We start from the raw sequence: 22,629 nt of genomic DNA on the forward strand, positions 1-22,629 counted from the left end.
CTTGTGCAGTTACCGGTGACGGTGCACCGTGAACACGTGCGCCGGCTCGTAGAGAGGGTCGAGCCGGACCGCGTTGTGTTGTCCCCAGTCGAAGGTCGCACCGGTGAGCTCGTCGCGCACCGTGAACCGCTCGTGCCAGTCGAAACCGAGCGCGGGCATGTCCAACGTCGTGTTACCCCACTGGACGTTCTGCGAATCCAGCGAGACGACGACCAGCACCGTGTTGTCGCTGTCGGGGTCCCGCTTCGAGAAACACAGCACCTGTGCGTTGTCGATGCCGTGGAAGACGGTGTTGCGCAGCCAGTGCAGCGCGGGGTTGTCGCGCCGGACATGGTTGAGCCGCTTCAGATACGGCGCCAGGGACTCCCCGGCGGCCTCGGCCGCGGCCCAGTCGCGGGGGCGCAGCTGGAACTTCTCGTTGTCCAGGTACTCCTCGGACCCCGGCCGGTGCAGGTGCTCGAACAGCTCGAAGCCCGAGTACATGCCCCAGGACGGGCTCAGCAGGCTCGCCAGGACCGCCCGGATCTTGAACATCGGCGGCCCGCCGTGCTGCAGGTGCTCGGGCAGGATGTCCGGCGTGTTCGGCCAGAAGTTGGGCCGCATGTAGTCGGCGGCCTCGATCAGCTCCTGTACGTACTCCCGCAGCTCCCACGCCTGCACGCGCCACGTGAAGTACGTGTACGACTGCGTGAACCCGATCTTGCCCAGGCCGTGCATCATCGCGGGCCGCGTGAACGCCTCGGCGAGGAACAGCACGTCGGGCTCGACGGACTTGACCTCGTCGATGATCCAGTGCCAGAACCCGACCGGCTTGGTGTGCGGGTTGTCGACCCGGAAGATCTTCACGCCCTGCTCGACCCAGTGCAGCACCACCCGCAGGATCTCGTCGCGGATGCCGAGCGGGTCGTTGTCGAAGTTCAGCGGGTAGATGTCCTGGTACTTCTTCGGCGGGTTCTCCGCGTAGGCGATCGAGCCGTCGGCGCGGGTGGTGAACCATTCCGGGTGCTCGGTGACCCACGGGTGGTCCGGCGCGCACTGCAGCGCGAGGTCCATCGCGATCTCGACCCCGGCGTCCTCGGCGGCGGCGAGGAACGCCCGGAAGTCCTCCAGGGTGCCGAGGTCCGGGTGGATCGCGTCGTGGCCGCCCTCCTCGGCGCCGATCGCCCACGGCGACCCGATGTCCTGCGGCCCGGCCACCAGGGTGTTGTTCGGGCCCTTACGGTTGACCCGGCCGATCGGGTGGATCGGCGGCAGGTACACCACGTCGAACCCGAGGTCGGCGACCTCGGCCAGGCGCGGGATCGCCGACCGGAACGTGCCGTGCGTGACGGGCTTGCCGTGCTCGTCGACGACCGCGCCCTGGGAGCGGGGGAAGAACTCGTACCACGCCGAGAACAGCGCCCGCTTCCGGTCGCACCAGATCGGCAGCTCCGCGGAGCGGGTCACCTGCTGGCGCAACGGATGGCGCCACAGCACGTCGGTCAGGCCGAGCGCCGGGGACACCCGCGCGAACAACGGGATCGAGGCGTCCGCCAGGGCCTGCGCGGCGCCGGTGACCCGGGACCGCTCCGCCGCCGGGACGCCGGTCGCCGCCTGGTTGAGCAGCGCCGCGCCCTCGGCCAGGTCGTTGCCGAGGTCCTGCAGGCCCTGCCCCGCGCCGATCTTCTTGGTGACCGCGTCGTGCCAGGTGAGGTACGGGTCGGAGAACGCCTCCACGGCGAACGTCCACGCGCCGACCGCGTCGGGACGCACGGCGCCGAGCCAGCGGTCGGTGCCGGCCGGGCCGGGACCCATCCGCGTGAACGGGCCCTCCTTGCCTTCGGGGGAGATGAGGACCACGTTGCAGCCCATCATCGAGTGGCCCTCACGGTAGGAGACCGCGGTGACGGGGACGAGCTCACCGACGACGGCCTTCGCCGGGAACCGTCCGCCCTCGACCTGAGGGGTGACCTGCTCGATCGGGAACCGGTCCTCGGTCACGACACTCGGACCGGTGGCCGCCTGCCACGTGCCCGCGGGCGCGTCGGCGACCACCACCGGGTCGTCGGAGGCGAGCGCGGTCTCGGTGTCGGTGCGGGCGATGTCAGGCGCTGCGGGGGTCGGGGTACCCATGATCCTCACCGTATCGAATCCACGCGGGGTTGGCAGCGTTAGCGTCGTCTTCCTACGGCTCGATGCGTTGACCCTTGCCGATGACCACGATCCCGCCCTCGGACACCGTGTAGCGGGTCCGGTCCTTCTCCAGGTCGACGCCGATCTCCGCGCCCTCCGGGACGATCACGTTCTTGTCCAGGATGGCGTTGCGCACCACGGCGTGCCGCCCGATGTCCACGCCCTCCATCAGCACGGACCCCTCCACGTGCGCCCACGAGTGGACCTTCACGTTGGGCGACACCACCGAGTTCTCCACCAGCGCACCGGAGATCACGGCACCGGGGGAGATCATCGACCCGACCGCGCGGCCGACCCGCTCGCCCCAGCCGTGCACGAACTTCGCCGGCGGCCACGGGCTGTTGCCCGTGTAGATCGGCCACTCGAAGTTGTACAGGTTGAAGACCGGCTGCACGGCGATCAGGTCCATGTTGGCCTCGTAGAACGAGTCGAGGGTCCCGACGTCGCGCCAGTAGCCCTTGTCGCGTTCGGAGCTGCCGGGCACGATGTTGTTGCTGAAGTCGTAGACCGCCGCCTCGTGCTTGTCGACGAAGTACGGGATGATGTTGCCGCCCATGTCGTGCTTGCTCGACGGGTCCTGCGCGTCGCGGGTGACCGCCTCGATCAGCGCCGCGGTGGTGAAGATGTAGTTGCCCATCGACGCGAAGATCTCGTCCGGCGCGTCCGGCAGCCCCCGCGCGTCGCGGGGCTTCTCGCGGAACGCGGAGATCCGCCGCCCGTCGTCGGCGACCTCGATCACGCCGAACTGGTCGGCGCTGGACAGCGGCTGGCGGATCCCGGCGACCGTCACCGACGCGCCGGACTCGATGTGCTGGCGCATCATCTGCTCCGGGTCCATCCGGTAGATGTGGTCCGCGCCGAACACGATCACGTAGTCGGGCCGCTCGTCGTTGATGAGGTTCAGGCTCTGGTAGATCGCGTCCGCGGACCCGGCGAACCAGCGCGGGCCGAGCCGCTGCTGCGCCGGCACCGGCGTCACGTAGTTGCCCAGCAGCGTCGACATCCGCCACGTCTTGGTCACGTGCCGGTCGAGGGAGTGCGACTTGTACTGCGTCAGCACCACCATCTTCAGATAGCCGCCGTTGGCCAGGTTCGACAGGACGAAGTCGATCAGCCGGTAGATGCCGCCGAACGGCACGGCCGGCTTCGCCCGGTCAGCGGTCAAGGGCATCAATCGCTTGCCCTCGCCGCCGGCGAGGACGATCGCGAGGACTTTTTTGGCGGCCATGGTCGAGACGCTAAACGTGTCCGGCGTGTTGCGCCAGACGAACGCGATTAGTGTTTGGGTGTGCGTGTAGACCTGCTCACTCGAGAGTATCCCCCCGACGTTTACGGTGGAGCCGGCGTTCATCTGGAGTACCTGGCGCGGGAGTTGCGCCGGCTGCCCCTGGACGTCCGGGTCCACTGTTTCGGTGCCCCTCGCAGCGAAGCCGGTGTCGTCGGCTATCAGGACCCGCCCGGCCTGTCAGGGGCCAACGCCGCCCTGCGGACCATGGGCGTCGACCTTGAGATGGCCGCGGGAGCGGCCGGCACCGATCTGGTGCACAGCCACACCTGGTACGCCAACTTCGCCGGGCACACCGCCAAACTGCTGCACGGTGTCCCGCACGTCATCACCTCCCACAGCCTCGAACCGCTGCGCCCCTGGAAGGCCGACCAGCTCGGCGGCGGCTACGCGCTCTCATCCTGGTGCGAGCGGACCGCGATCGAGGCCGCCGACGCCGTGATCGCCGTGTCCGCCGGGATGAAGGCAGACGTGCTCAAGGCCTACCCGCGCGTCGACGCGGACCGGGTGCACGTCATCTACAACGGCATCGACACCGAGCAGTACGCGCCGGACCCCGGCCTGGACGTCATGCAGAAACTCGGCATCGACCCCGCCCGGCCCAGCGTCGTGTACGTCGGTCGCATCACCCGCCAGAAGGGCCTGCCCTATCTGCTGCGCGCGGCCCGGAAGCTGCCCGCCGACGTGCAGCTGGTCCTGCTCGCCGGCGCCCCCGACACCCCGGAGATCGCCGCCGAGGTCACCGCCCTCGCCGACGAGCTGCGCGCCACCCGGTCCGGCGTCGTCTGGGTCCAGGAGATGCTGCCCAAACGTGAGGTCATCCAGGTCCTCACCCACGCGACCCTGTTCGTCTGCCCGTCGATCTACGAGCCGATGGGCATCGTCAACCTCGAGGCGATGGCCTGCCAGACCGCGGTCGTCGCGACCGCCACCGGCGGCATCCCCGAGGTCGTCGCCGACCGCGAGACCGGCCTGCTCGTGCCGATCGAGCAGGTCACCGACGGATCCGGCACCCCGCTGGACGAGGCGAAGTTCGTCGCCGACCTCGCCGACGCGATGAACGAGCTCCTGGAGGACCCGGGCCGCGCCGCCGAATTCGGCCGGGCCGGACGGCAGCGGGCCCTCGACCACTTCTCCTGGTCGGCGATCGCCCAGCAGACCCTCGACGTCTACCGCTCGGTGTCGTAACCCACGCAGTGGTGCTGGACCGCCCACGCCAGGCGGTCCAGCCAGCTGTCCGGGTCGTGGACCGGGTGACCGGACCAGTCGACGCTCATCGACCGGACCGCGTCCACGTCGAGCGCCGGCAAGAGACGGCGCAGGCGCGGCGGCAGGTTGACCCCGTCGAGCTCGCCGAGCAGCACCGCGTCGTAGACGTCCTTGCCCAGCGCGGCACCCTCCAGGGTCAGGTCCTCGGCGAGCCACCTGAGCTTCCACAGCAGCGACAGCTCCCGGCTCGCCGTCCACACCGCCGTCGGCGGGCCGCCGGAGCCGCGCGGGACCGCGGTCAGCACCGGCGGCTCCGGCAGCGCCTCGTCGTAGGCGAAGTCCAGCTGGACGTCGCCGGTCAGGTCGCCGTGCCGCCATGGGATGTGGACCCGGGCGCCGCTGCCCCCGCCGTAGTCGAGGTCGTAGCCGGCGTAGTTCCAGTCGGCGTCCGGCTGGGCGTCGCCGACGTCGAGGACCGCCCCGCCCGGGGTCCGCGGCTGCCGCTCCAGCAGGTCCAGCACCGCCAGATGCGGCTGGTCGGCGGCGTCGGCGTCCACCGCGTGGACCCAGTGCAGGCCGTCCGGCGGCAGCAGGGCCCGGACACCGCCGGTGGCCTCGTCCTGGAACTCCCACGGCTGGGCACGGCCCGCGCCCTGCGTCGCCTCCGGCCAGTACTGCACCGGGTCGATCCGCTCCAGGAACGGGTGCGGGTCGCGGTCGTCCAGCCCCTGCACCGCCACGGGCCGGACGACCCAGTCGAGGTCCCCCGGCGGTCTGGCCCGGCCACCGACCCACGCCGGCATCGTCATGCTCCCGCGCAGCACCAGGGCGTCGCAGATCGGGTCGGCGGCGACGACGGCCAGGACATGGTCGAGGACGTCGCGGTGCGCGGTCAGCTGATCCATCCGGCGTCCAGGTCAGGGTTGTCGTCGACCAGCACGTACTCCTCCTCGACCTCGACCGGGGTCAGGGCCAGCCCGGCCAGCAGCGCATCGAGGCGCTCCCTGGCCTGACGCCGGTCCACGTCGTAGCACCGCTGGGTCACGAACCGCTCGTGCCGGCCGTCGTCGCGGACCCGTCTGGCGTTGCGGGACAGGTGCGCGCCGTGCGCCTGCGCCGTGCCGCGGACCGCGTCGACCTGCGCCCCGGTCAGGACCAGCTTCACGTGGTGCTCGAAGTAGCCGCCGGCCACCGGCGGGTGCCAGGGCGCCGCCTCGATCTTCACCCGGCGCACCACGAAACCGTCGGCCCGCAGCCGGTCCACGAGGGCCCCGGCCGCCGCGCGCTGCCCCGTCAGGTCGCCGCGCCCCCTGCCGGTCAGCATCGGCTGGTCGGCCGCGGCACCCCGGTCCAGCTCGATCCGCGTGTACTTCAGACCATTGCCCGCGGCCCAGTCGGCGAGGCGGTCGTCGTACACCACCGTGAGATGCGTTTCGAAGTCAGCCACGGACTCAGCCACGGACTCAGCCACGGACATGGTCCCGGATGAGCTGGCCGATCGCGTCGGCCTGCTCGACGTTGGCGAGGTGGGCCGCGCCGGGCAGCACCACCAGGCGGCTGCCGGTGATCCCCTCGTGGATGCGTTCGCCGTGCTCCGGCGGCGTCGCCGGGTCGTCGGCGCCGGCGATGACCAGGGTCGGCGCGGTGATCCGCGGCAGGTCCTCGCGCAGGTCCATGCCGCCGATCGCCTCGCAGCAGCCCGCGTACCCCTCCGCCGGGCACGCGGCGATCATCGCCCGGTAGGGGGCGACCTTCGCCGGCAGCGCCGCCCGGAACCGTGGGGTGAACCAGCGGCCGAGGACCGCGTCGGCGATGCTGCCCATGCCCGCGGTCCGGACCTGCCCGGCGCGGGCGGCCCAGCCGTCGGCGGGCGGCAGGTGCGCCGCCGTGCAGATCAGCACGAGGCGCTCGATCCGCTCGGGCGCGTTCGCGGCGAGCCACATGCCGACCATCCCGCCCAGGGACAGCCCGCAGTAGGAGGCCCTGGCGATGCCGAGCCGGTCGAGCAACGCGAGGACGTCGCGGCCGAGCTCGTCGATCCGGTATGGCCCCGGCGGCGCGGGCGAGGCGCCGTGCCCGCGGTGGTCGAAGCGCACCACGCGCAGGTCGGCGAGCGCGGGCAGCTGGGGGCGCCACATGTCGAGGTTGCTGCCCAGCGAGCCGCCGAGCAGCAGGACCGGCGCGCCCTGGGGTCCACTGGTGCGCTGGAACAGCGTCGTTGCCGTCACCGCGTCGTTGTACCACGCCACCGGCCCGGGGGACCCCGGCCGAGGTGTCAGCGTGTGAACAATGCCGCTGCGAAGACCGCGACGACCCACGTCCAGAGCAGGGTGAACCCGGCGTACCCGGCCCGGTGCAGCCGCGATCCGCGCCAGGTCGACGGCGGGAACGCGACGAACTGCGCGGCCCACCGCAGCCCCCAGAACACGCACTCGGCGCCGAGGACCGCCGCCGGGACCCGTCCGGGCGCGAGCAGGTCGGCGGCGAGCAGCAGCGGGGCGAGGCCGAGCAGGACACAGCTGACGCCGATGAAGAAGGTGTGGGTGTACAGCACGTGCCGGGTCAGCGGCCGCAGCGCCGCGAACTGGGGCCGCCAGCCCAGGATGCCGGGGAGTGCCACGTGGGCGACGCCGAGGGCGACGAGCACCGCCCCGACGAGGCGCAGCTGCAGGTCGATGGCGGTCACCGGCGGAACACCAGGGCCCTGATCAGGGGCGTCATCGTCGTCTCCGCCGCGAGGGTGAGCCGGGCGGCGCCGGCCTGCCGCAGCCATTCGCGGCGCGGGTAGAAGTGCCAGGCGCCGGGCCCGTACGCGGCGACGGTCACCGGGTCACGGCAGTGCTCGACGAGGACGAGGTGCCCGCCGGGGCGCAGGACCCGGGCGACCTCGGCGAACAGGGCCCGCCGCTGCGCGGGGACCCGCAGCTCGTGGGCGGCGAACGCGAGGAACACCGCGTCCTGCCCACCGGTCGCCGCCGGCAGCCGCCCCGGCTCGGCGGGGACCGACCCGCGGGGTGGCGGGGTGAGCTTCCGGGCCCGGCGCACCGAGCCCTCGGTCATGACCCGCGGGTCGTAGCAGTCGAGGAGGGTCGCCTCGGCCGCCGGCAGGAGCCGCCGCAGCGTGCCGCTGATCTCGTCGAGGCCGGTGCTGACCACGGCGTACCGTCGCGGCGGAGGCAGCAGGTCGAGGGCCCACCGCCAGTCGTACAGGCGGCTGCGGTCGTACGCCCACCAGGTCGCGGCGAGGCTCACCGCGACACCGGCGGCGCCGGGGACGGCGAGGAGCCGCCACGGCCACGGCAGCGCGGCCACGACGACCAGGGCCACCGCCGTGACGAGGTACTTCGGCCAGTTGTAGCGGACCATCCTGATCATCGGGCGCTCCCGTCGACGGCGCGGCGGACCCCGCGGTGCCAGCCGTAGTCGATCCCCGCGACGTGGAACGCGTGCGCGAGGACCGGTGCCGTCCCGGCGAACGGGCCGCGCTCCAGGAACGTGCACCGGCTGACCTGGACCGCGACCGGCTCCGGCACCCACGTGCTGCGGTGCGCCTTCACCACGACGATCCCGTCGTCCTCGGCGTCGAAGGTGTAGGGCAGCGGCCCGGCGAACCTGCGGGCGGCGGCCGGGTCGGCGAACGGGGAGCCCGGCGGCAGCGGCGCGGGACGGGAGGCGAGGTCGGCGGTGACGGTCAGGTCGGCGCCGCCGTCGCGGCTGTCGACGGTCGCGGTGAGCCGGTCGCCGTCGACGGTGAGCCCGACCCGGCCCAGGTGGTAGCGGTACCTGGTGAGCAGGTTGCCCGCGGCGGCGAGGGCGGGACGATCGGTGTCGCTGCGCAGGATGTACAGGCCGCGCATGCTCTTCCCGGCCGGGGTCGGGAACGTGGTGAAGATCCGGTAGCCGGTGAGGACCGCGTCGATGCCGAGCGCCGGCGGCAGCGGTGACGGACGCAGGTGCCGCGTGGACACGATGCCGATCGCGACGAACCCGTGGCCCTCGTACGTGTCGAGGGCCGGCCCGGGCGGCAGCAGCGGCGCGAGGACCGCCGGTGGCAGCGCGTACGTGAGGACGAGCGAGTGCCCGAAGGTGGTGCGCATCGGCAGCGGGTGCCGTCGCAGTGCCTGCAGCATGGTCATGTCCCCGGGACGAGGGTGAGGGGGTGGAGGCGGACGACGGCGCCCCAGAGCGGGGACCGGTCCGGGAGCGGGTCGCCGGGCAGCGGCGGTGTGTCGCGGAACGTGCGCAGGACGACCGGTCCGCCCGGGCGGACGCCGTGGGCGAGCGCGGCGGCGAGAGCGCCGGCGAACTCGGGCGGCGGGCCGTCGAGGACGTTGGAGAGGGTGACGGCGTCGTACCAGCCGCGCGGCACCGACCTGAGGTGCTCGACGACGTCGGCGTGCACCCATTCGATGCCCTCGACCGGGGTCTCGTCGGTGGAGCCGCCCAGCAGCAGGCGCCACGCCCATGGGTTGGTGGCGTTGGGGTGGCTCGTCAGGCCGGCCTCCAGGCGCCGGCGCAGGACGAGGTCCATCCTCGGCGGCAGGGCCCGCCACAGGTCGCGCCGGACCAGCCCGGCCGTGGCGAACGCGAGCCGCATCAGCGCCCTGAGCATGGGCCGGTCCAGGTGCGCCCGCCAGTGCGCGCGCTGGGCGTCGACGTCGGTCATGCGCAGGAACCTGGTCATCGCGGCGGGCCGCCAGCCGGGGACGAGCAGGCCGGCGGCGCGGCGGGCGACGGCCATGAGGCGCTCGGCGGTGCCGGTGACGGTGGGGGCGCCGGCGAGCCTGGCCTGCGCGTAGGCGAGCTGGGTGGCGCTGATGTCGACGGCGGTGACCCGGTGCCCGGCCCGGGCGAGCGCGGCGGCCGTGTCACCGGCGGACGCGATCGCCAGGACCCGCCCGGCCTGCGGGAACACGCTCAGCTCGGCGCCGGGGTCCTCGTACATGCGGCCGAACATGACCTGAGGCCCGCGCCCTACGGTCAGCCGCCCCCGCTGCCAGGGATTACGCATTCGCGGGCCGGTCGGGTTTCGGGGGCAGGAGCCAGGCGAGGGCGAGGAGGGCGGCGTTGGCGGTCAGCATCCTGCCCGGGTCGGCGATGTGGTCGGCGGCGAGGAGCAGGCCGCCGGCGTTGAACGCGACCAGCAGGACCGTCTGCACCACGGCGGCGGCCCGGGCGTGCCGGCCCGTCAGCACCCAGACGGCCAGGGCGGTCTCGGCGACGCCGATGGCGGTGAGGGACAGCATCGGCACCTCGGCGACGATCTCCCGCTGGGCGGGGTCGCCGCCGAGGATCTTGCACCACAGGCCCTCGTACAGCCACACCGCCGCGACCGCCGCCCGTGCGAACCGGACCGGGGTCACTTCGTGGCCTTCCTGAGCGTCGCCTTCAACGCGCGGCGCGCGACCGGGCCGAGGCCGTCGACGACCTCGACGAGGACGGCGAGCCGCTCCAGGGCGGCGATCGCGGCGGCCGCGCCGGAGGGGTCGACGCCGCCGAACAGCTCCAGGCCGATGAACGTCGACGCGACGATCCTGGCCAGGCCGGGCACGTCGATGATGTCGGCGACCGGCGACGTCGCGGTGATCCGGCGCAGCACCGCCTCGATCTCGGTGATCCACAGGTCGAGGCACACGGCGACGGCCGGGGCGAGCCGCTCGTCGGTCTGGGCGCCGGCGAGCAGCTGGGCCAGGATCGCGACGTTGCCCTCGGCCCGTTCGGTCAGCTCCAGCTGCCGGCCGACGTCGAGGAGCTCCCCGATGCTCGCCACCGCCGTGAACCGCTCGCGGTAGAGCGCGACCCGGCTCTCGGTCGCCTGCCGGCAGGCGACCGAGAGCAGCTGGTCCACGGATCCGAAGTGGTAGAAGACGAGCGCCTGGTTGACGCCGGCCGCCGTGGCGATCGCCCGTGCGGACGCCCCGGCGAGGCCGTCGCTGCCCAGGACCTTGATCGCCCCGTCGACCAGGCGTTCCTTCGTGTCGGCCACTGCCCACCCCCGTTCCTTGAGCAGTCGCTCAACTGCCTTATTTAAGCATTCGCTCAAGCTCCTCGGAAGTGGTGTACGTGAGACCGCCGTCACCGCCGTCGATCGTGACGGTGTCGCCGGGGCGCAGCGTGCCGAGCAGGATCCGCTCCGACAGCGGGTCCTCGACCTCGCGCTGCACGGTGCGGCGCAGCGGCCGGGCGCCGAGGACCGGGTCGTGTCCCCGCCGCGTGATGTGCCGCCGCGCCGTCGGTGTCACCACCAGCCCGATGTCGCGGACGGCGAGCCGCGACGCGACGTCCAGGACCAGGTGGTCGACGATGCCGCCGATCTCGTCCGGGCCGAGCTGGTGGAAGACGACGGTCTCGTCGATCCGGTTCAGGAACTCGGGCCGGAAGTGCTGTTTGAGCTCGTCCTCCACCTTGCGGCGCTGCAGCTCGTACACCGGGAGCGCCGAGGACTGGAAGCCCGCCTGGAGCGCCAGGTCGCGGGTGCCGAGGTTGGTGGTCAGGATGAGCACGGTGTGCCTGAAGTCGACGACCCGGCCCTGCCCGTCCGTGAGCCGGCCGTCCTCGAGGATCTGCAGCAACGTGTGGAACACGTCCGGATGCGCCTTCTCCACCTCGTCGAAGAGCACCACCGAGAACGGCCGCCGGCGGACCCGTTCGGTGAGCTGGCCGCCGTCGTCGTACCCGACGTATCCGGGCGGCGCGCCGACGAGCCGCGACACGGTCGCCCGGTCGTGGAACTCCGACATGTCCAGCTGGATCAGCGCGTCCCGGCTGCCGAACAGGAACCCGGCGAGGGCCTTGGCCAGGGACGACTTCCCGACGCCGGACGGCCCGGCGAAGATGAACGACCCGGCGGGCCGGCGCGGGTCCTTCAGCCCGGCCCGCGTGCGGCGGACGGCCCGCGACACGGCCGCGACCGCCGCGTCCTGCCCGATGAGCTCCTCGTGCAGGGTCTGCTCCATCCGGACCAGCCGGGCGCTCTCCTGCTCCGTGAGCCGGTGCACGGGGATGCCCGTCCACGCCGACAGCACGGCCGCGATGTCGTCCTCGCCGACGTCGCTGCCGATTTCCCTGCCGGTGTCGCTGCCGGTGTCGCTGCCGGCCCGCATCGCGCCGGCCTCGTCGATGAGATCGATGGCCTTGTCCGGCAGGTGCCGGTCGACGATGTACCGGTCGGCGAGCAGCGCCGCCGCCCGCAGCGCCGCGTCGGTGTAGGTGACGCCGTGGTGGCTCGCGTACCGGTCGCGCAGCCCGCGCAGGATCAGCACCGTCTCCTCGGCGGTCGGCTCCGGCACCGGGACCGGCTGGAACCGCCGGTTGAGTGGCCCGTCCTTGGCGATGAACCGGCGGTACTCCTCGTCGGTGGTGGCCCCGATCGTGCGCAGCTCACCACGGGCGAGGAGCGGCTTGAGCAGCGACGCGGCGTCGATGGCGCCCTCGGCCGCGCCGGCGCCGACCAGGTTGTGGATCTCGTCGATGAACAGGATGATGTCGCCCCGGCCGCGGATCTCCTTGGTGACCTTGTTCAGGCGGTCCTCGAAGTCGCCACGGTACCGGGAGCCGGCGACCAGCGCGCCGAGGTCGAGGGTGTACAGCCTGCGGTCCTTGAGGCTCGCGGGCACGTCACCGGCGACGATGCGCTGCGCGAGGCCCTCGACGACCGCGGTCTTGCCGACCCCGGCCGGGCCGGTCAGCACCGGGCTGTTCTTGCGCCGCCGCGACAGCACGCGGATGATCCGCTCGACCTGCGCCTCGCGGCCGACGACCGGGTCGAGCAGCCCGTCCCGTGCGGCGGCGGTCAGGTCGGTGCCGAACTGGTCGAGCACCGTCGGCGCGGCGTGCTTCGGCTCCGCGGTGCTGGACGGGTGCCCGGACAGCAGCTGGATCACCTGGGCCCGCAGCCGGTTGAGGTCGGCGCCGAGCTGGACGAGGACCTGCGCGGCGACGCCGTCGCCCTCCCGGACCAGGCCGAGCAGGAGGTGCTCGGTGCCGATGAAGTTGTGCCCCAGTTGCAGCGCTTCCCGCAGCGCCAGCTCCAGGACCTTCTTGGCCCGCGGCGTGAACGGGACGTGCCCGCCCGGCGCCTGCGCGCCGTGACCGATGACCTCCTCGACACGCCGCCGCACGTCGTCGCCGGAGATGCCGAGCGCGCCGATGCTCCTGGCGGCGACGCCGTCGCCCTCCTGGATGAGGCCGAGCAGGAGGTGCTCGGTGCCGATCGCGTTGTGGTTGAGGATCCGGGCTTCCTCCTGGGCGAGCACGACGACGCGCTTGGCCCGGTCGGTGAACCGCTCGAACATGACGATCACGCCTTCCGCCTGGTGCGGCGGGGGCCCACGCACCCACGCATCCGTTTCATCGGATGCGCTGAGTCGGAGCCTCTTGGCCGCCGGCGGAGGCGTGGGCTCCGTCGATCCGCGGCACGGGCAGGCGCGCTGCCGCCTCCACCATACCGCCCTCGCCCCCCTCCAGCGCAGCCCCCGCGGTGCGCCTGCGGCGCGCCTTCTGCGCGGCTTCTGCGCCGGCTTCTGCGGTGCGCCTGCGGGTGCGCCTGCGGCGCGGCTTTGAGCGCAGCTCTTTGAACGCTGTCTGCGAGCGCTGCCTCGGCGGAGGGCTGGAGCGCGGTTCCTGGGTCAGACCTGGAGCGCGGCGGCGTCGGACTCCTGGACCGGCAGGACGACGAGGTCCTCGGGGCGCATCGTGCGGGTGCGGCCCCGCGGGGCGTCGTCGAGCAGGACGTCGTACCCCAGCGGGGGGCCGGCCGCGCCCCACCGGGCTCCGACGATCGTGCCCTGCGTCAGGGTCCCCACCGGCCTGATCCTCGTCCCCGGCGCATGCCCGTCGTCGGCGACGACCAGCAGCGCGTCGAGCACCTGCCGGGCGCCGTCCCAGGGTGCCCGCAGCACGTACGGCTCCCCGTCCGCCCCCTCCACCGGCATCGTGAACCCGCGGCACACGAGCATCAGCCGGTCCGCGTCGTGCCGCACCGCGGGGCTGCCGTTGTCCTGCCCGTGCCGCAACGCCTCCTCGACCCGCCGCCACAGCCCGGCGACCCCGCCGTCCAGGACCCGCCGCGCGGCCCGGTCCAGCTCCGCGCACTCCATGTCGACCGCGGTCTCCTCACCCAGCTCCGCCGTCCAGGCGAGGTCGAGCGCCGCCGGCATGAGCCCCGGCGCTTCCCGCACGACCACGAGATACAGCATCGCGATGAGGTCCTCGACGCCGTCACCCGCATAGCACGCACCCGCCGGCCCCTCACCCGCCGGGAACCGCTCCACCAGGTGCGCGGCCCGTCCTCCCGCCGGCCGCGCCGCCCGCCGCGTGTCGTGCAGCTTCACCGGCCCGGGCCGGCACTCCCGCCCCTGCACGGTCCACCTCCCGGGGACCCCGGCCGGATACACGGTCCTGCCGAGGCTCGCCAGGCTCTCACCCGGCCCGACCCCGGCCCCGGCGAGCAGCCGCGCGGCCACCGAATACGCGACCCCGGCCTGCGCCGCGTGCGCCCTGATCGCCCGCCGCCGCTTCCGGTCCCGCCGCCCTCGCCCACGTTCACCCGCCCCGCCTGGCTCCGGTTCCGTGGCGTCCGGCCCGGGGGTGGGGTTGTCCGCTTCGTCTGCCATCACGAGACCTCCGGCGTCGACCCACGCTCGCACCGATCGGACGGCGGATCTCCGCCGGGCAGCCTGCACCACCGCGCTGAGTCTGAGCCTCTTGGCCTCGGGGCACGGCCGGCGTGGGCAGCCGTGTCGGGGCTCGGGCAGGCGCACCGCCCACCCTGACCATACCGCCGCACCCCCACCCGTCGCCCCCGCAGCCGTTCGCCGACAGCGGACTGAGCGACCCGCCACAACCCGGTGGATCCCTGTGGTCAGGGCAACAGGGATCCACCGGGTAGTCGGCACTGCGGGCCGCAGCGCGTCGGGAGGGCGCGCCAGCCGGCGCGGCGGAGGAAGACGGCGGCCGCGGCGGCGCTCTGGCACCCGTCGAGGGTGAGGGTGCCCCGGCCGGGTGCGCCAGCACGGATCCGTGCCTGTGGACAACCGGCCGGGGGACTTCAGAGGGTGACGAGGGAGCGGACCGCGAGGGCCGAGCCGACGAGGAGGACCAGGGCGGCGGTGCCGGTGGGGGCGAGCCCGGTGAGGCGGTCGCTGAGGCGCAGGCGGGCGGGCCACCTGTCGCGGACCCGGATGAGCAGCAGGCCGGCGGCGGTGAGGGTGGCGGCCATGCCGATGCCGTACGCGAGGACGAGCAGCACCCCGAACCACGTCCTTCCGAGCGCGACGGCACCGAGGAGCACGACGAGGGCGGACGGGCTGGGCACCAGACCGCCGGCGACGCCCATCCCGACCACCGCGAGCCGGCTCGGCCGCTCCGTCCCGCCCCCGTGCTCATGCCCGTGCTCATGCCCGTGGTCATGGTCATGGTCGTGTGAATGGCCGTGTTCATGATGGGAGTGGGAGTGCGGGCCGTGGGTGTGGGAGCCCGTGCCGTGGGGGGCGCCCCGGCGGGACAGGAGCATGGCCAGGCCGATCGCCGCGACCAGTGCGCCGCTCGTCACCCCGAGCCACCCCAGCACCGTCTCCCCGGCGAGCCCGGCGAGGCTCGTCAGCAGCAGGCCCAGCAGCAGGACGCCGCCGGTGTGGGTGAGGGTGACGGTGGCGCCGACCGCGAGCGCGTCGCGGGGCCGGCCGGCCCGGCCGGCGAGGTACGCGGCCATCACCGTCTTCCCGTGCCCCGGCAGCGCGGCGTGCGCGGCGCCGAGGGTCAGGGCGAGCAGGACGGCGAGGAACCCGACCCACGGCGTCAGCTCCCGTTGCGCGACCCACCCGCGCAGCGTCAGCTCCGCTCTCCCCGCCCAGCCCGGCAGCACCGACGGCGGCGGCGGAGCGGACGACAGGGCGGGACCGGCCGTGCCGCCGCCCGGCGCGACGTGCAGCGTCGCCGTGCGCACCGACGGCGGCGAGCTGAGCAGGTCGTCCGGGTACGAACGGAGCCCGTCGGAGGCCGAGGCGACCGGCAGCGGCGAGTCCACGAGGTGCACACCCGACGCCGCGGCGGTCAGCTCGTGCCAGCCGATGCGGTCGGCGAGGAAGTCGTTGGTGACCTCCACAGTGGACGAACCCACGACGGCGGCGGCGGACAGCGAGCATTCCAGGCGGCTGGTGCGCAGGCCCGCCGCGCCGGGGGAGTAGGCGAACGACGAACGGTCGATCGTCCAGCTGAGCGGGCGGCCGTCGACGGTGACCCGGAAGGCGGGCGCCACCGCCGTGCACGAGGGCGCGGACTGCAGCGTGGGAAGCTCGGCGAGATCCGCGACGTAGTCGACCGTGACCCGGTCGGGAGCGAGAGTCAGCGCGCCGAGCTGGTTGACGGAGAAGTTGCCGAGCGGGTGCGCGGAAGCGCCGGAGGGCCACAGGAACACGCCGGCCACGGCGGCGCAGCAGACGAGCAGCAAGCCACGCATCATGACTCCAGAGCGGCGAGTGTACGCACCGCGATCGGCGCGTCGGTCGGGGAGAACGTCGGGTTGAGCGCGAGGGCGAGCCGCAGCTGCACGAGCGCGGTGTCCTTGAGACCGGCCGCGTGCGCGACCATGCCGTAGTGGTAGGCGAGGGTCGCGTCGACCTGCCCGAGCGCGTTGGCCCGGCGGGCGAACGGCAGCGCCGCACCCGGCTCACCGGCGGCGAGGAGCGTCCACGCGACCATGTCGGCGACCTCGCCGAACTGCCGCCGGTCCCATTCGGCGAGCGCGAGCCGGGCCGCGCCGGCGGCGTCCCCGGAGGCGAGGGCGAGCGACGCGGCGCCGAGGTCGTCGGTGCCACCGTTGGCGGTGAAGAGCGCGTGTGCGGCGCGGGCCAGCGCGAAGGACGACGACGGATCCTCACCGGCGGCCTGCAGCAGGCGGGCCCGGTCGAGCAGCGCGTCGACGGTCGGCGTCCGCGCGACGACCTTGTCCAATGAGGACAGTGCGAGGGTGAGGTCACCGGCGGCCGCGTCGAGCTTCGCCTTCAGCTGCCACAGCCCGACGGCCCCGGGGTCGGCGGCCAGCCCGAGCGACACGTGCCGGGCGGCGGTGGCCACGTCGCCGGCCGCCCACGCCAGGCTGCCCAGGTGCTGGTGGCAGAACGCGACGTCCGCGGGTGCCGTGGCGGTGGACAGCGCCAGCCGCATGAGCGCGACGGCCTCGGTGCGTTTGCCGTGTTGTTCGAGGTCGTACGAGCCGCGCGTGTACGACGCGAGCCCGGGCCGCAGGTCGAGCATCCGCTGCACCGCCGCCGTCGCCGCCTCGGGATGCCCGAGCTGCGTCTCGGCGTCGGCGAGGACCCCGTATGCGGTGTCGGACCAGGCGTTGACGGCCAGGGCCCGCTCCGCGAGGGTCCTGGCCCCGGCGAAGTCGTGCCGGGCGTTGGCCAGGGCGCCGAGCCCGGCGAGCGCGTCGGCGTTGCCGTCGGGCCGGACCTCCAGAGACCTGCGCAGCGCGCCTTCGGCCTTCGGGTAGTAGGCCGGGTCGGCGCTGATCCGGGCCTGTTCCAGGTACGCCTCACCCAGGGCCGCCCACGCCGTCCAGTCGCCGGGCACGGCCCGCAGCCGCTCCTGCAGCGCGGCGAGCCGGTTCGTCGCTTGTGGACGCTCGGCCGGCGCGGCGGCGGGAGCACCGCCCGTCGGACGGCCGAGCACGGCACCCAGCCCGAGCAGCAGCGTCGCCGCCAGTACCACACCCAGAACGATGCGAACCCGCATGACTCCTCCTTGCCGATGGCGGGTGGGGCGCGCCCGTGACCAGGACGCGCCCCGGGAAACCAGGTCAGGGCTGCGGCTGCCCGCGGCGGCGCCGCCACCAGCCGACGAAGAGCAGGGTGCCGAGCCCTGCCGCGATCGCCGACGTGCTGACCGCGACGGCCGTCATGCCGGTGCCCGACTCGAACGCCGACGGCGTCGTGTCCGGCTGCGCCGCGGCGGCCGTGGCCGAAGGGCTGCCGCCGGACGTGCCGGCAGCGGAGCCGCCCTTGCTCACGGGCGAGTTCACCGAAACGCCGTTGGGCAGCGCCAGGTACGGGAACTCCCCACCGAAGGCGTTGTCGTTCGCGTCGACCTTGTCGCCCGCGGCGAGGGCCTCGACGAGCTTGCCGGTCTGCGCCGCACCCTCGACGGCCTGCACGGCGATGTCGACGACGTCGTCGGTGAGCCGCCGCCCGTTCGGGAAGCCCTGCAGGTCCCCGGCGAGGACACCGAGCCGGTTCGGCTGCGCCGCGACGGGCACGCCGAGGTTGAGCCGCAGCATCTCCGCCGGCCGGAAGTTCGCCGCGACGACGTCGGCGTTGTCGAGCTGCGAGTTCAGGTCGGCCTTGATCGGGCCGCCGGCCTTCGTGGTGATGCCGGTCAGGAAGATCTCGACAAGGTCGTTGCGGGGTGCCGCGGGCGCGGGCACCTTGTAGACGCTCTCGATGAGCTTCGGCAGTTCGGGGTCGGTGACACGGGCGACGACGGCGGGGATGCCGGCGTCCTTGTCGGGGCTGATCGAGTTGAACGCGTCCTTCAGCGACGCCGGCACGACGACCTCGTTGACGAGCGGGTTGCCCAGGCGGGACACCTGGACCTTCTCGCCGGTGACGGGTCCGACCTGGCCGGTGACGCGGGTCTTGGCGCGTTCCGTGGTCGACCAGATGCCGATGACCGGGTTGCGTTTCGCGTCGCCCTTGAGCGCCACGTCGGAGAACGGCACCTGCAGCGCGATCGAGTTCACGTTGTACCCGGCGAGGGTGTCCCGCCCGACCCCGCTCAGGTCGCCGCCGTACAGCAGGTCGAACACCCGCAGGTCGAGGAAGAACGGGTCGTCGGCCTGGCCGGCGTAGACGTTCCAGCCGCCGGGCAGCCGCTTGTCCGCCTCCGCCCGCAGCTTGCCGTAGTCGGGCATGGTGGCCTTGCCGACCCGCGACGGCGCGACCGGGGCGCCGGTGACCCGGGTCTTGAAGGGCTCCCCGTGGAACGAGGACTCCAGGGTGTACGTCTGGCGGAAGAGCAGGTTCTCGTCGTCGAGCGAGGTGACGGGGCCGTTGGCGTAGAGGAACGTGTCGCCGCCGCGGCGGTCGATGTTCTGGAACGTCCAGCGGAACACCGCGTCGGCCTTCGCGTCGCCGTCGTTGTCGACGTTGATGGTGTAGACGGCGTCGGTGGCGAAGGGGTAGAAGTTCGGGCCGCCGTCCGGTTCGGAGAACGGCTGCCAGTTGGCGATGAAGGTGACGTACCCGGCCCGTTCGGGGCTGACGAACGCGTACAGGTCGGTGTTGTCGACGGCCGGGTCGGCGGCGACGAGCGGCGCCTCCCGGTGGCTCGAGGCCGACGAGGTGCCGGGCCCGAGGCCGGCGAACGCCACACCTGCCGCCACGAGCGCGGCGGCGGTGGCGCGCCACCGGCGACCTGCCCGGGTTGGAGTGGTCATGAGGGTGGTCCTCCCGCGTCTGGAGCGGTCCTGTGGTGGACCGCCGCACGAGAGGCCTTCGCGTTCGCCCGGGTCGATGGATGGGTCGGTGTCGGCTTGGTGTCAGCGACCCATCCGGGCCGGGGTCAGCTCCGAATGCTGCCGCTACTCGCTGCCCGCGACCGGTCCGTGGCGCTCGTCAACGCCGGACGCTGCCGCTACTCGCTGCCTGTGACCCGTCCGTGGCGCTCGTCAGTGCCGGTCGCCGCGCACCCCGACGCCGCCGTAGCCGTGCGACACCTGCGCCTCATCGTCGTCTGGCCGCCAGTCGCCGAGCCACACCAGTCCCGGCTCGAGCAGGTCGTAGCCGGCGAACAGGTCCGCGATGGCCGCCGCGGTGCGAGGGACTATCGGCGCACTGGACTGCCGGTACACCTGCTGACCCTGCTGCGCGGGTGCGGCGGGCACCCCGTCGAGCGTCAGGTGCGACACGACGAGGTGGCTGCCGGGCGCGGTCGCGTCGCGGAGCCGGGCGATGAGGTCACCCGGGCCGGCCTCGTCGGGGACGAAGTGCAGGATCGACACCATCAGGATGGCGACGGGCTCGCCGAAGTCGAGGTGCCCGGCGACCGCCGGGTCGGCGAGCAGCGCCTCCGGCTCCCGCAGGTCCGCGCACGCCACCGACACCCGGTCCAGACCGTCCACAAGGGACCGTGCCTGCGCGACGGCGACCGGGTCGTTGTCGACGTACACGACCTTGCCGTCGGTCATCTCGTGCACGTTGCCCTGCGTCGGCAGGCCCGTGCCGATGTCGAGGAACTGCCGCACCCCGGCCCGCGCCAGGTGCCGGACCGCGCGCTGCAGGAACCGCCGGTTGGTCCGCGCCGCCGCCGGCGTGTCCGGGAAGATCGCCAGGATCTTCTCCGCGGCCTCGCGGTCGACCGCGAAGTTGTGGTAGCCGCCGAGGTAGTAGTCATACATGCGGGCCACGTTGGGAACGCTGGCGTCGACGTCGCCGAGACCGGTCATCCACCCACCTTAATAGGATAGGTTGCGGCGCATGCTGGACGGACTCGACGACGTCGACTGGGCATCGCTGGAGCACGCGTACGGTCCCGCCGCCGACGTGCCCGGGCACCTGCGTGGCCTCCTCGACGGCGACGCCGGCCACCGGCGCCGCGCCCTGTCGGGGCTGTACGGCGGCATCTGCCACCAGGGGACCCGCTACGAGGCGAGCGCGCCGGCGGTGCCGTTCCTCCTGGAGCTCCTGCAGGACCCGGCGACCCCGGACCGCGCCGCGATCGCCGGGCTCGTCGCGTCGGTCGCCGTGGGGCTGCACGAGTCGTGGCTGCCCGGTGGGTTCCCGATCGCCGAGTTCCGCGCCGCGGCCGTCGGCGGCGCCGACCTGCTCCGCGCCGCGCCGCCGCCCTCGGACGAGGACGAGGACGAGGACGACGACGAGGACGAGGACGAGGACGAGAACGAGGACGAGAACGAAGCGGGGGAGAGCCGCCTCGGCTACTGGGAGCGCCTGGACGGCGCCCAGCAGGAGGCGATGGCGGCATATGTCGATGTCGCCGCCTATGACGCGGTTCGTGTGGGTCAGCCGGTACTGCGGAGCCTCCTGTCGGACGGGGACGCGACCGTGCGTGCCGCCGCCGCGTTCACGCTCGGCTGGTTCCCGGAGGACGGGACCGGCAACGTCGCCGCGCTGACCGCTGCAGCGGCCGACCCGTCCAGGTCCGTCGCCGCGACGGCGCTCGTCTCGCTCGGGCTGCTCGGCACCGCGGCACCGGCGGCGCTGCGGGACACCAAGCCGGAGATCCGCTGGGCGGCGGCGACCGCCCTGGCCCGGGTCCGGGGCGCCGAAGCGGGCGAGGGGGCGGCGGCGGAGCTGCTGCGCTGGGCGGGCGGCGCGACCACCGCCCGGCCCGGGGTCCCGTTCCTCGACGGTGACCTCGCCGGTTACGCGGCCCTGTCCCTGCCGTCGCTCGGCGACGCGTACGCCGCCGCGGCCCTCGACGCGCTCCTCACCAGGCTCGGGACCGTCACCGGCGTCGAGACGCTCCCGGTCCTCGGCACCGCGCTGCGGGCGGTGTTTCCCGGCGGGCCACGGCCGGCGGGCGCGTCGCTCGACCCGTCGCAGCGCCGCCTCGCCGGTGTCCTGGCCGCGGCGCCCGCCGCATGGCAGCTCGGCGGGCGCAGGTCCGGCAACGTGACGGGGCTGCTGCGCGCGTACGGCCTGCCCGGCGATCCGGCGGAGCTGCACCACCTGGCAGAGCGCTGACCGGCTGACCCGCCCGTCCAGAGGGTCCAACTGTTGCCGTGCGGCAATTTGTTGTACGGTGGGGAAGTCGTCACCACCGGCGACCTGCTCAGCGTTGCCGCAAGCAGCGCGACCCGCAGGTCACCGACCGGGCCCGTCCAGACAGTGGCGGTCTACCCGGGGCGTGACGTCCACTCGGTCTCACCGCCGGCGCTCAAGACACGGGCGCTGTGAGCGACCTTCTGACCGGTCCTGAGCCTCGTGCGTCCTCTTCATCAGGATGCCCGCTCGTCGTCACCTGAAACGACGTCCCACCCGGACGGACCGGTCATGCACCGAAAGGCTGACCCTGCCGTGAGCATTGACCTGCACACCGACGCCACCAGCACCGGCACCACCGACAGCATCACCGTCCCCGCGCCCGAGGTCCCCGCCGCGCCCGCGCCGGCCGCCGGCACGCACCGCACCCGGGAGACGGACGCCCAGGCCAAGGCCCTGCTGTCCCTGCTCGGCGACCTTCCCGCCGGTGCCGACCGCGACCGCGTCCGGGCCCGCCTCATCGAGCTGTACATCCCCCTGGCCGAATACCTGGCCCGCCGCTTCCGCAACCGCGGTGAGCAGTTCGACGACCTCGTGCAGGTCGCGAACCTCGGCCTCATCAAGTCCGTCGACGGGTTCGACCCGACCCGCGGCGCCGCGTTCACCAGCTACGCGATCCCGATGATCGTCGGCGAGCTCAAGCGGCACTTCCGCGACAAGGGCTGGGACGTCCGCGTCCCGCGCCGCCTGCAGGAGCTGCGCCTGGAGATCTCCAAGGTCTCCGGTGACCTCGCCCAGGACCTGGGCCGCTCGCCGACCGTCGCGGACCTCGCGAAGAAGCTCGGGGCGAGCGAGGAGGACGTGATCGAGGGTCTGGACTGCGGCCAGGCGTACCGGGCGCTGTCCCTGGACGCGCCGGTCGGCGACGGCGGCGACGGCGGCGGTGCCACCGGCCTCGGCGACCTGCTCGGCGGCGACGACCCCGACATGGCCAACGTCGAGAACCGTGAGGCGCTGCGCCCGCTCCTCGCGAAGCTCCCGGCCCGCGAGCAGAAGATCATCGCGATGCGCTTCCACGGCAACCTGACCCAGTCGCAGATCGCGGCGGAGCTCGGCATCTCCCAGATGCACGTGTCCCGGCTCCTCGCCGGCGCGCTGCGCACCCTGCGCGCGTCGCTGACCCGGGACTGATCGCCCGGCACCTCCACCGCCGGCGGTATGCGGCGGTCACCGGACCGGGTGCGC

General features: G+C 73.4%; 20 protein-coding genes. 3 read left to right on the forward strand and 17 right to left on the reverse strand.

Annotated features, from left to right (window positions below; translation table 11 throughout):
- Window positions 1-9: 9 nt before the first annotated feature.
- Both ABZS58_RS23475 and glgC read right to left on the reverse strand, forming a co-directional pair.
- Window positions 10-2,112 (reverse strand): alpha-1,4-glucan--maltose-1-phosphate maltosyltransferase, encoded by a 2,103-nt coding sequence (locus ABZS58_RS23475; protein ID WP_354784729.1) that lies wholly within the window; start codon window positions 2,110-2,112, stop codon window positions 10-12.
- Between the two features lie 52 nt (window positions 2,113-2,164).
- Complete coding sequence (gene glgC / locus ABZS58_RS23480; RefSeq protein ID WP_354784731.1) at window positions 2,165-3,400, reverse strand: glucose-1-phosphate adenylyltransferase; 1,236 nt, start codon at window positions 3,398-3,400, stop codon at window positions 2,165-2,167.
- 60 nt (window positions 3,401-3,460) lie between these two features.
- Here glgC and glgA point away from each other — a divergent pair, with 60 nt between their 5' ends.
- Window positions 3,461-4,645: a glycogen synthase gene (gene glgA / locus ABZS58_RS23485; protein ID WP_354784733.1), complete on the forward strand. Its 1,185-nt coding sequence runs from the start codon at window positions 3,461-3,463 to the stop codon at window positions 4,643-4,645.
- Here the strand turns inward: glgA and ABZS58_RS23490 are convergent.
- The 15 genes from ABZS58_RS23490 to ABZS58_RS23560 form a co-directional block, all read right to left on the reverse strand.
- Complete coding sequence (locus ABZS58_RS23490) at window positions 4,627-5,571, reverse strand: nucleotidyl transferase AbiEii/AbiGii toxin family protein (protein WP_354784735.1); 945 nt, start codon at window positions 5,569-5,571, stop codon at window positions 4,627-4,629. The genes glgA and ABZS58_RS23490 overlap by 19 nt on opposite strands.
- The gene (locus tag ABZS58_RS23495) at window positions 5,559-6,113 is read right to left on the reverse strand and encodes a hypothetical protein (protein WP_354784737.1); all 555 of its coding nucleotides are present in this window, start codon (window positions 6,111-6,113) and stop codon (window positions 5,559-5,561) included. Before ABZS58_RS23495 ends, ABZS58_RS23490 begins: the two co-directional genes overlap by 13 nt.
- A 16-nt stretch (window positions 6,114-6,129) precedes the next feature.
- The gene (gene pcaD, locus ABZS58_RS23500; protein ID WP_354784739.1) at window positions 6,130-6,894 is read right to left on the reverse strand and encodes a 3-oxoadipate enol-lactonase; all 765 of its coding nucleotides are present in this window, start codon (window positions 6,892-6,894) and stop codon (window positions 6,130-6,132) included.
- Between the two features lie 47 nt (window positions 6,895-6,941).
- Window positions 6,942-7,352 (reverse strand): hypothetical protein, encoded by a 411-nt coding sequence (locus tag ABZS58_RS23505; protein ID WP_354784741.1) that lies wholly within the window; start codon window positions 7,350-7,352, stop codon window positions 6,942-6,944.
- Entirely contained in the window at window positions 7,349-8,041 is a 693-nt protein-coding gene (locus ABZS58_RS23510; protein ID WP_354784743.1) for a methyltransferase domain-containing protein, read from the reverse strand. Before ABZS58_RS23510 ends, ABZS58_RS23505 begins: the two co-directional genes overlap by 4 nt.
- Window positions 8,038-8,802 (reverse strand): DUF2071 domain-containing protein, encoded by a 765-nt coding sequence (locus ABZS58_RS23515; protein WP_354784744.1) that lies wholly within the window; start codon window positions 8,800-8,802, stop codon window positions 8,038-8,040. Before ABZS58_RS23515 ends, ABZS58_RS23510 begins: the two co-directional genes overlap by 4 nt.
- On the reverse strand, window positions 8,799-9,611 hold the full coding sequence (locus ABZS58_RS23520) for a methyltransferase domain-containing protein (protein ID WP_354784746.1): 813 nt from the start codon (window positions 9,609-9,611) through the stop codon (window positions 8,799-8,801). Before ABZS58_RS23520 ends, ABZS58_RS23515 begins: the two co-directional genes overlap by 4 nt.
- Before the next feature lie 58 nt (window positions 9,612-9,669).
- A complete protein-coding gene (locus ABZS58_RS23525) occupies window positions 9,670-10,029 on the reverse strand; it encodes a DoxX-like family protein (RefSeq protein ID WP_354784748.1) in 360 nt (119 codons plus the stop codon).
- Complete coding sequence (locus ABZS58_RS23530; protein WP_354784750.1) at window positions 10,026-10,652, reverse strand: TetR family transcriptional regulator; 627 nt, start codon at window positions 10,650-10,652, stop codon at window positions 10,026-10,028. The genes ABZS58_RS23525 and ABZS58_RS23530 overlap by 4 nt, the downstream gene beginning before the upstream one ends.
- A gap of 37 nt (window positions 10,653-10,689) precedes the next feature.
- Window positions 10,690-12,960 carry an ATP-dependent Clp protease ATP-binding subunit gene (locus ABZS58_RS23535; RefSeq protein ID WP_354784841.1) on the reverse strand — a complete coding sequence of 757 codons (2,271 nt, stop codon included), beginning with the start codon at window positions 12,958-12,960 and terminating at the stop codon, window positions 10,690-10,692.
- A 333-nt stretch (window positions 12,961-13,293) separates the two neighbouring features.
- A complete protein-coding gene (locus ABZS58_RS23540) occupies window positions 13,294-14,280 on the reverse strand; it encodes a hypothetical protein (protein ID WP_354784752.1) in 987 nt (328 codons plus the stop codon).
- Between the two features lie 434 nt (window positions 14,281-14,714).
- Window positions 14,715-16,127, reverse strand: coding sequence for a hypothetical protein (locus ABZS58_RS23545; RefSeq protein WP_354784754.1), 1,413 nt, complete (start codon window positions 16,125-16,127; stop codon window positions 14,715-14,717).
- Window positions 16,124-17,401, reverse strand: a complete 1,278-nt coding sequence (locus ABZS58_RS23550) for a hypothetical protein (RefSeq protein WP_354784756.1) — start codon at window positions 17,399-17,401, stop codon at window positions 16,124-16,126. The genes ABZS58_RS23545 and ABZS58_RS23550 overlap by 4 nt, the downstream gene beginning before the upstream one ends.
- Window positions 17,402-17,465: 64 nt before the next feature.
- Window positions 17,466-19,100 (reverse strand): DUF4331 domain-containing protein, encoded by a 1,635-nt coding sequence (locus tag ABZS58_RS23555; RefSeq protein WP_354784758.1) that lies wholly within the window; start codon window positions 19,098-19,100, stop codon window positions 17,466-17,468.
- 231 nt (window positions 19,101-19,331) lie between these two features.
- A complete protein-coding gene (locus ABZS58_RS23560) occupies window positions 19,332-20,108 on the reverse strand; it encodes an SAM-dependent methyltransferase (RefSeq protein WP_354784760.1) in 777 nt (258 codons plus the stop codon).
- 31 nt (window positions 20,109-20,139) lie between these two features.
- Here ABZS58_RS23560 and ABZS58_RS23565 point away from each other — a divergent pair, with 31 nt between their 5' ends.
- Window positions 20,140-21,366, forward strand: a complete 1,227-nt coding sequence (locus ABZS58_RS23565; protein WP_354784762.1) for a HEAT repeat domain-containing protein — start codon at window positions 20,140-20,142, stop codon at window positions 21,364-21,366.
- Between the two features lie 333 nt (window positions 21,367-21,699).
- Window positions 21,700-22,575 carry a SigB/SigF/SigG family RNA polymerase sigma factor gene (locus ABZS58_RS23570; protein ID WP_354784764.1) on the forward strand — a complete coding sequence of 292 codons (876 nt, stop codon included), beginning with the start codon at window positions 21,700-21,702 and terminating at the stop codon, window positions 22,573-22,575.
- The last annotated feature ends 54 nt before the right edge of the window (window positions 22,576-22,629 follow it).

Origin of the sequence: Dactylosporangium sp. NPDC005555 (assembly GCF_040605635.1) — a bacterium.
Taxonomy (GTDB): domain Bacteria; phylum Actinomycetota; class Actinomycetes; order Mycobacteriales; family Micromonosporaceae; genus Dactylosporangium.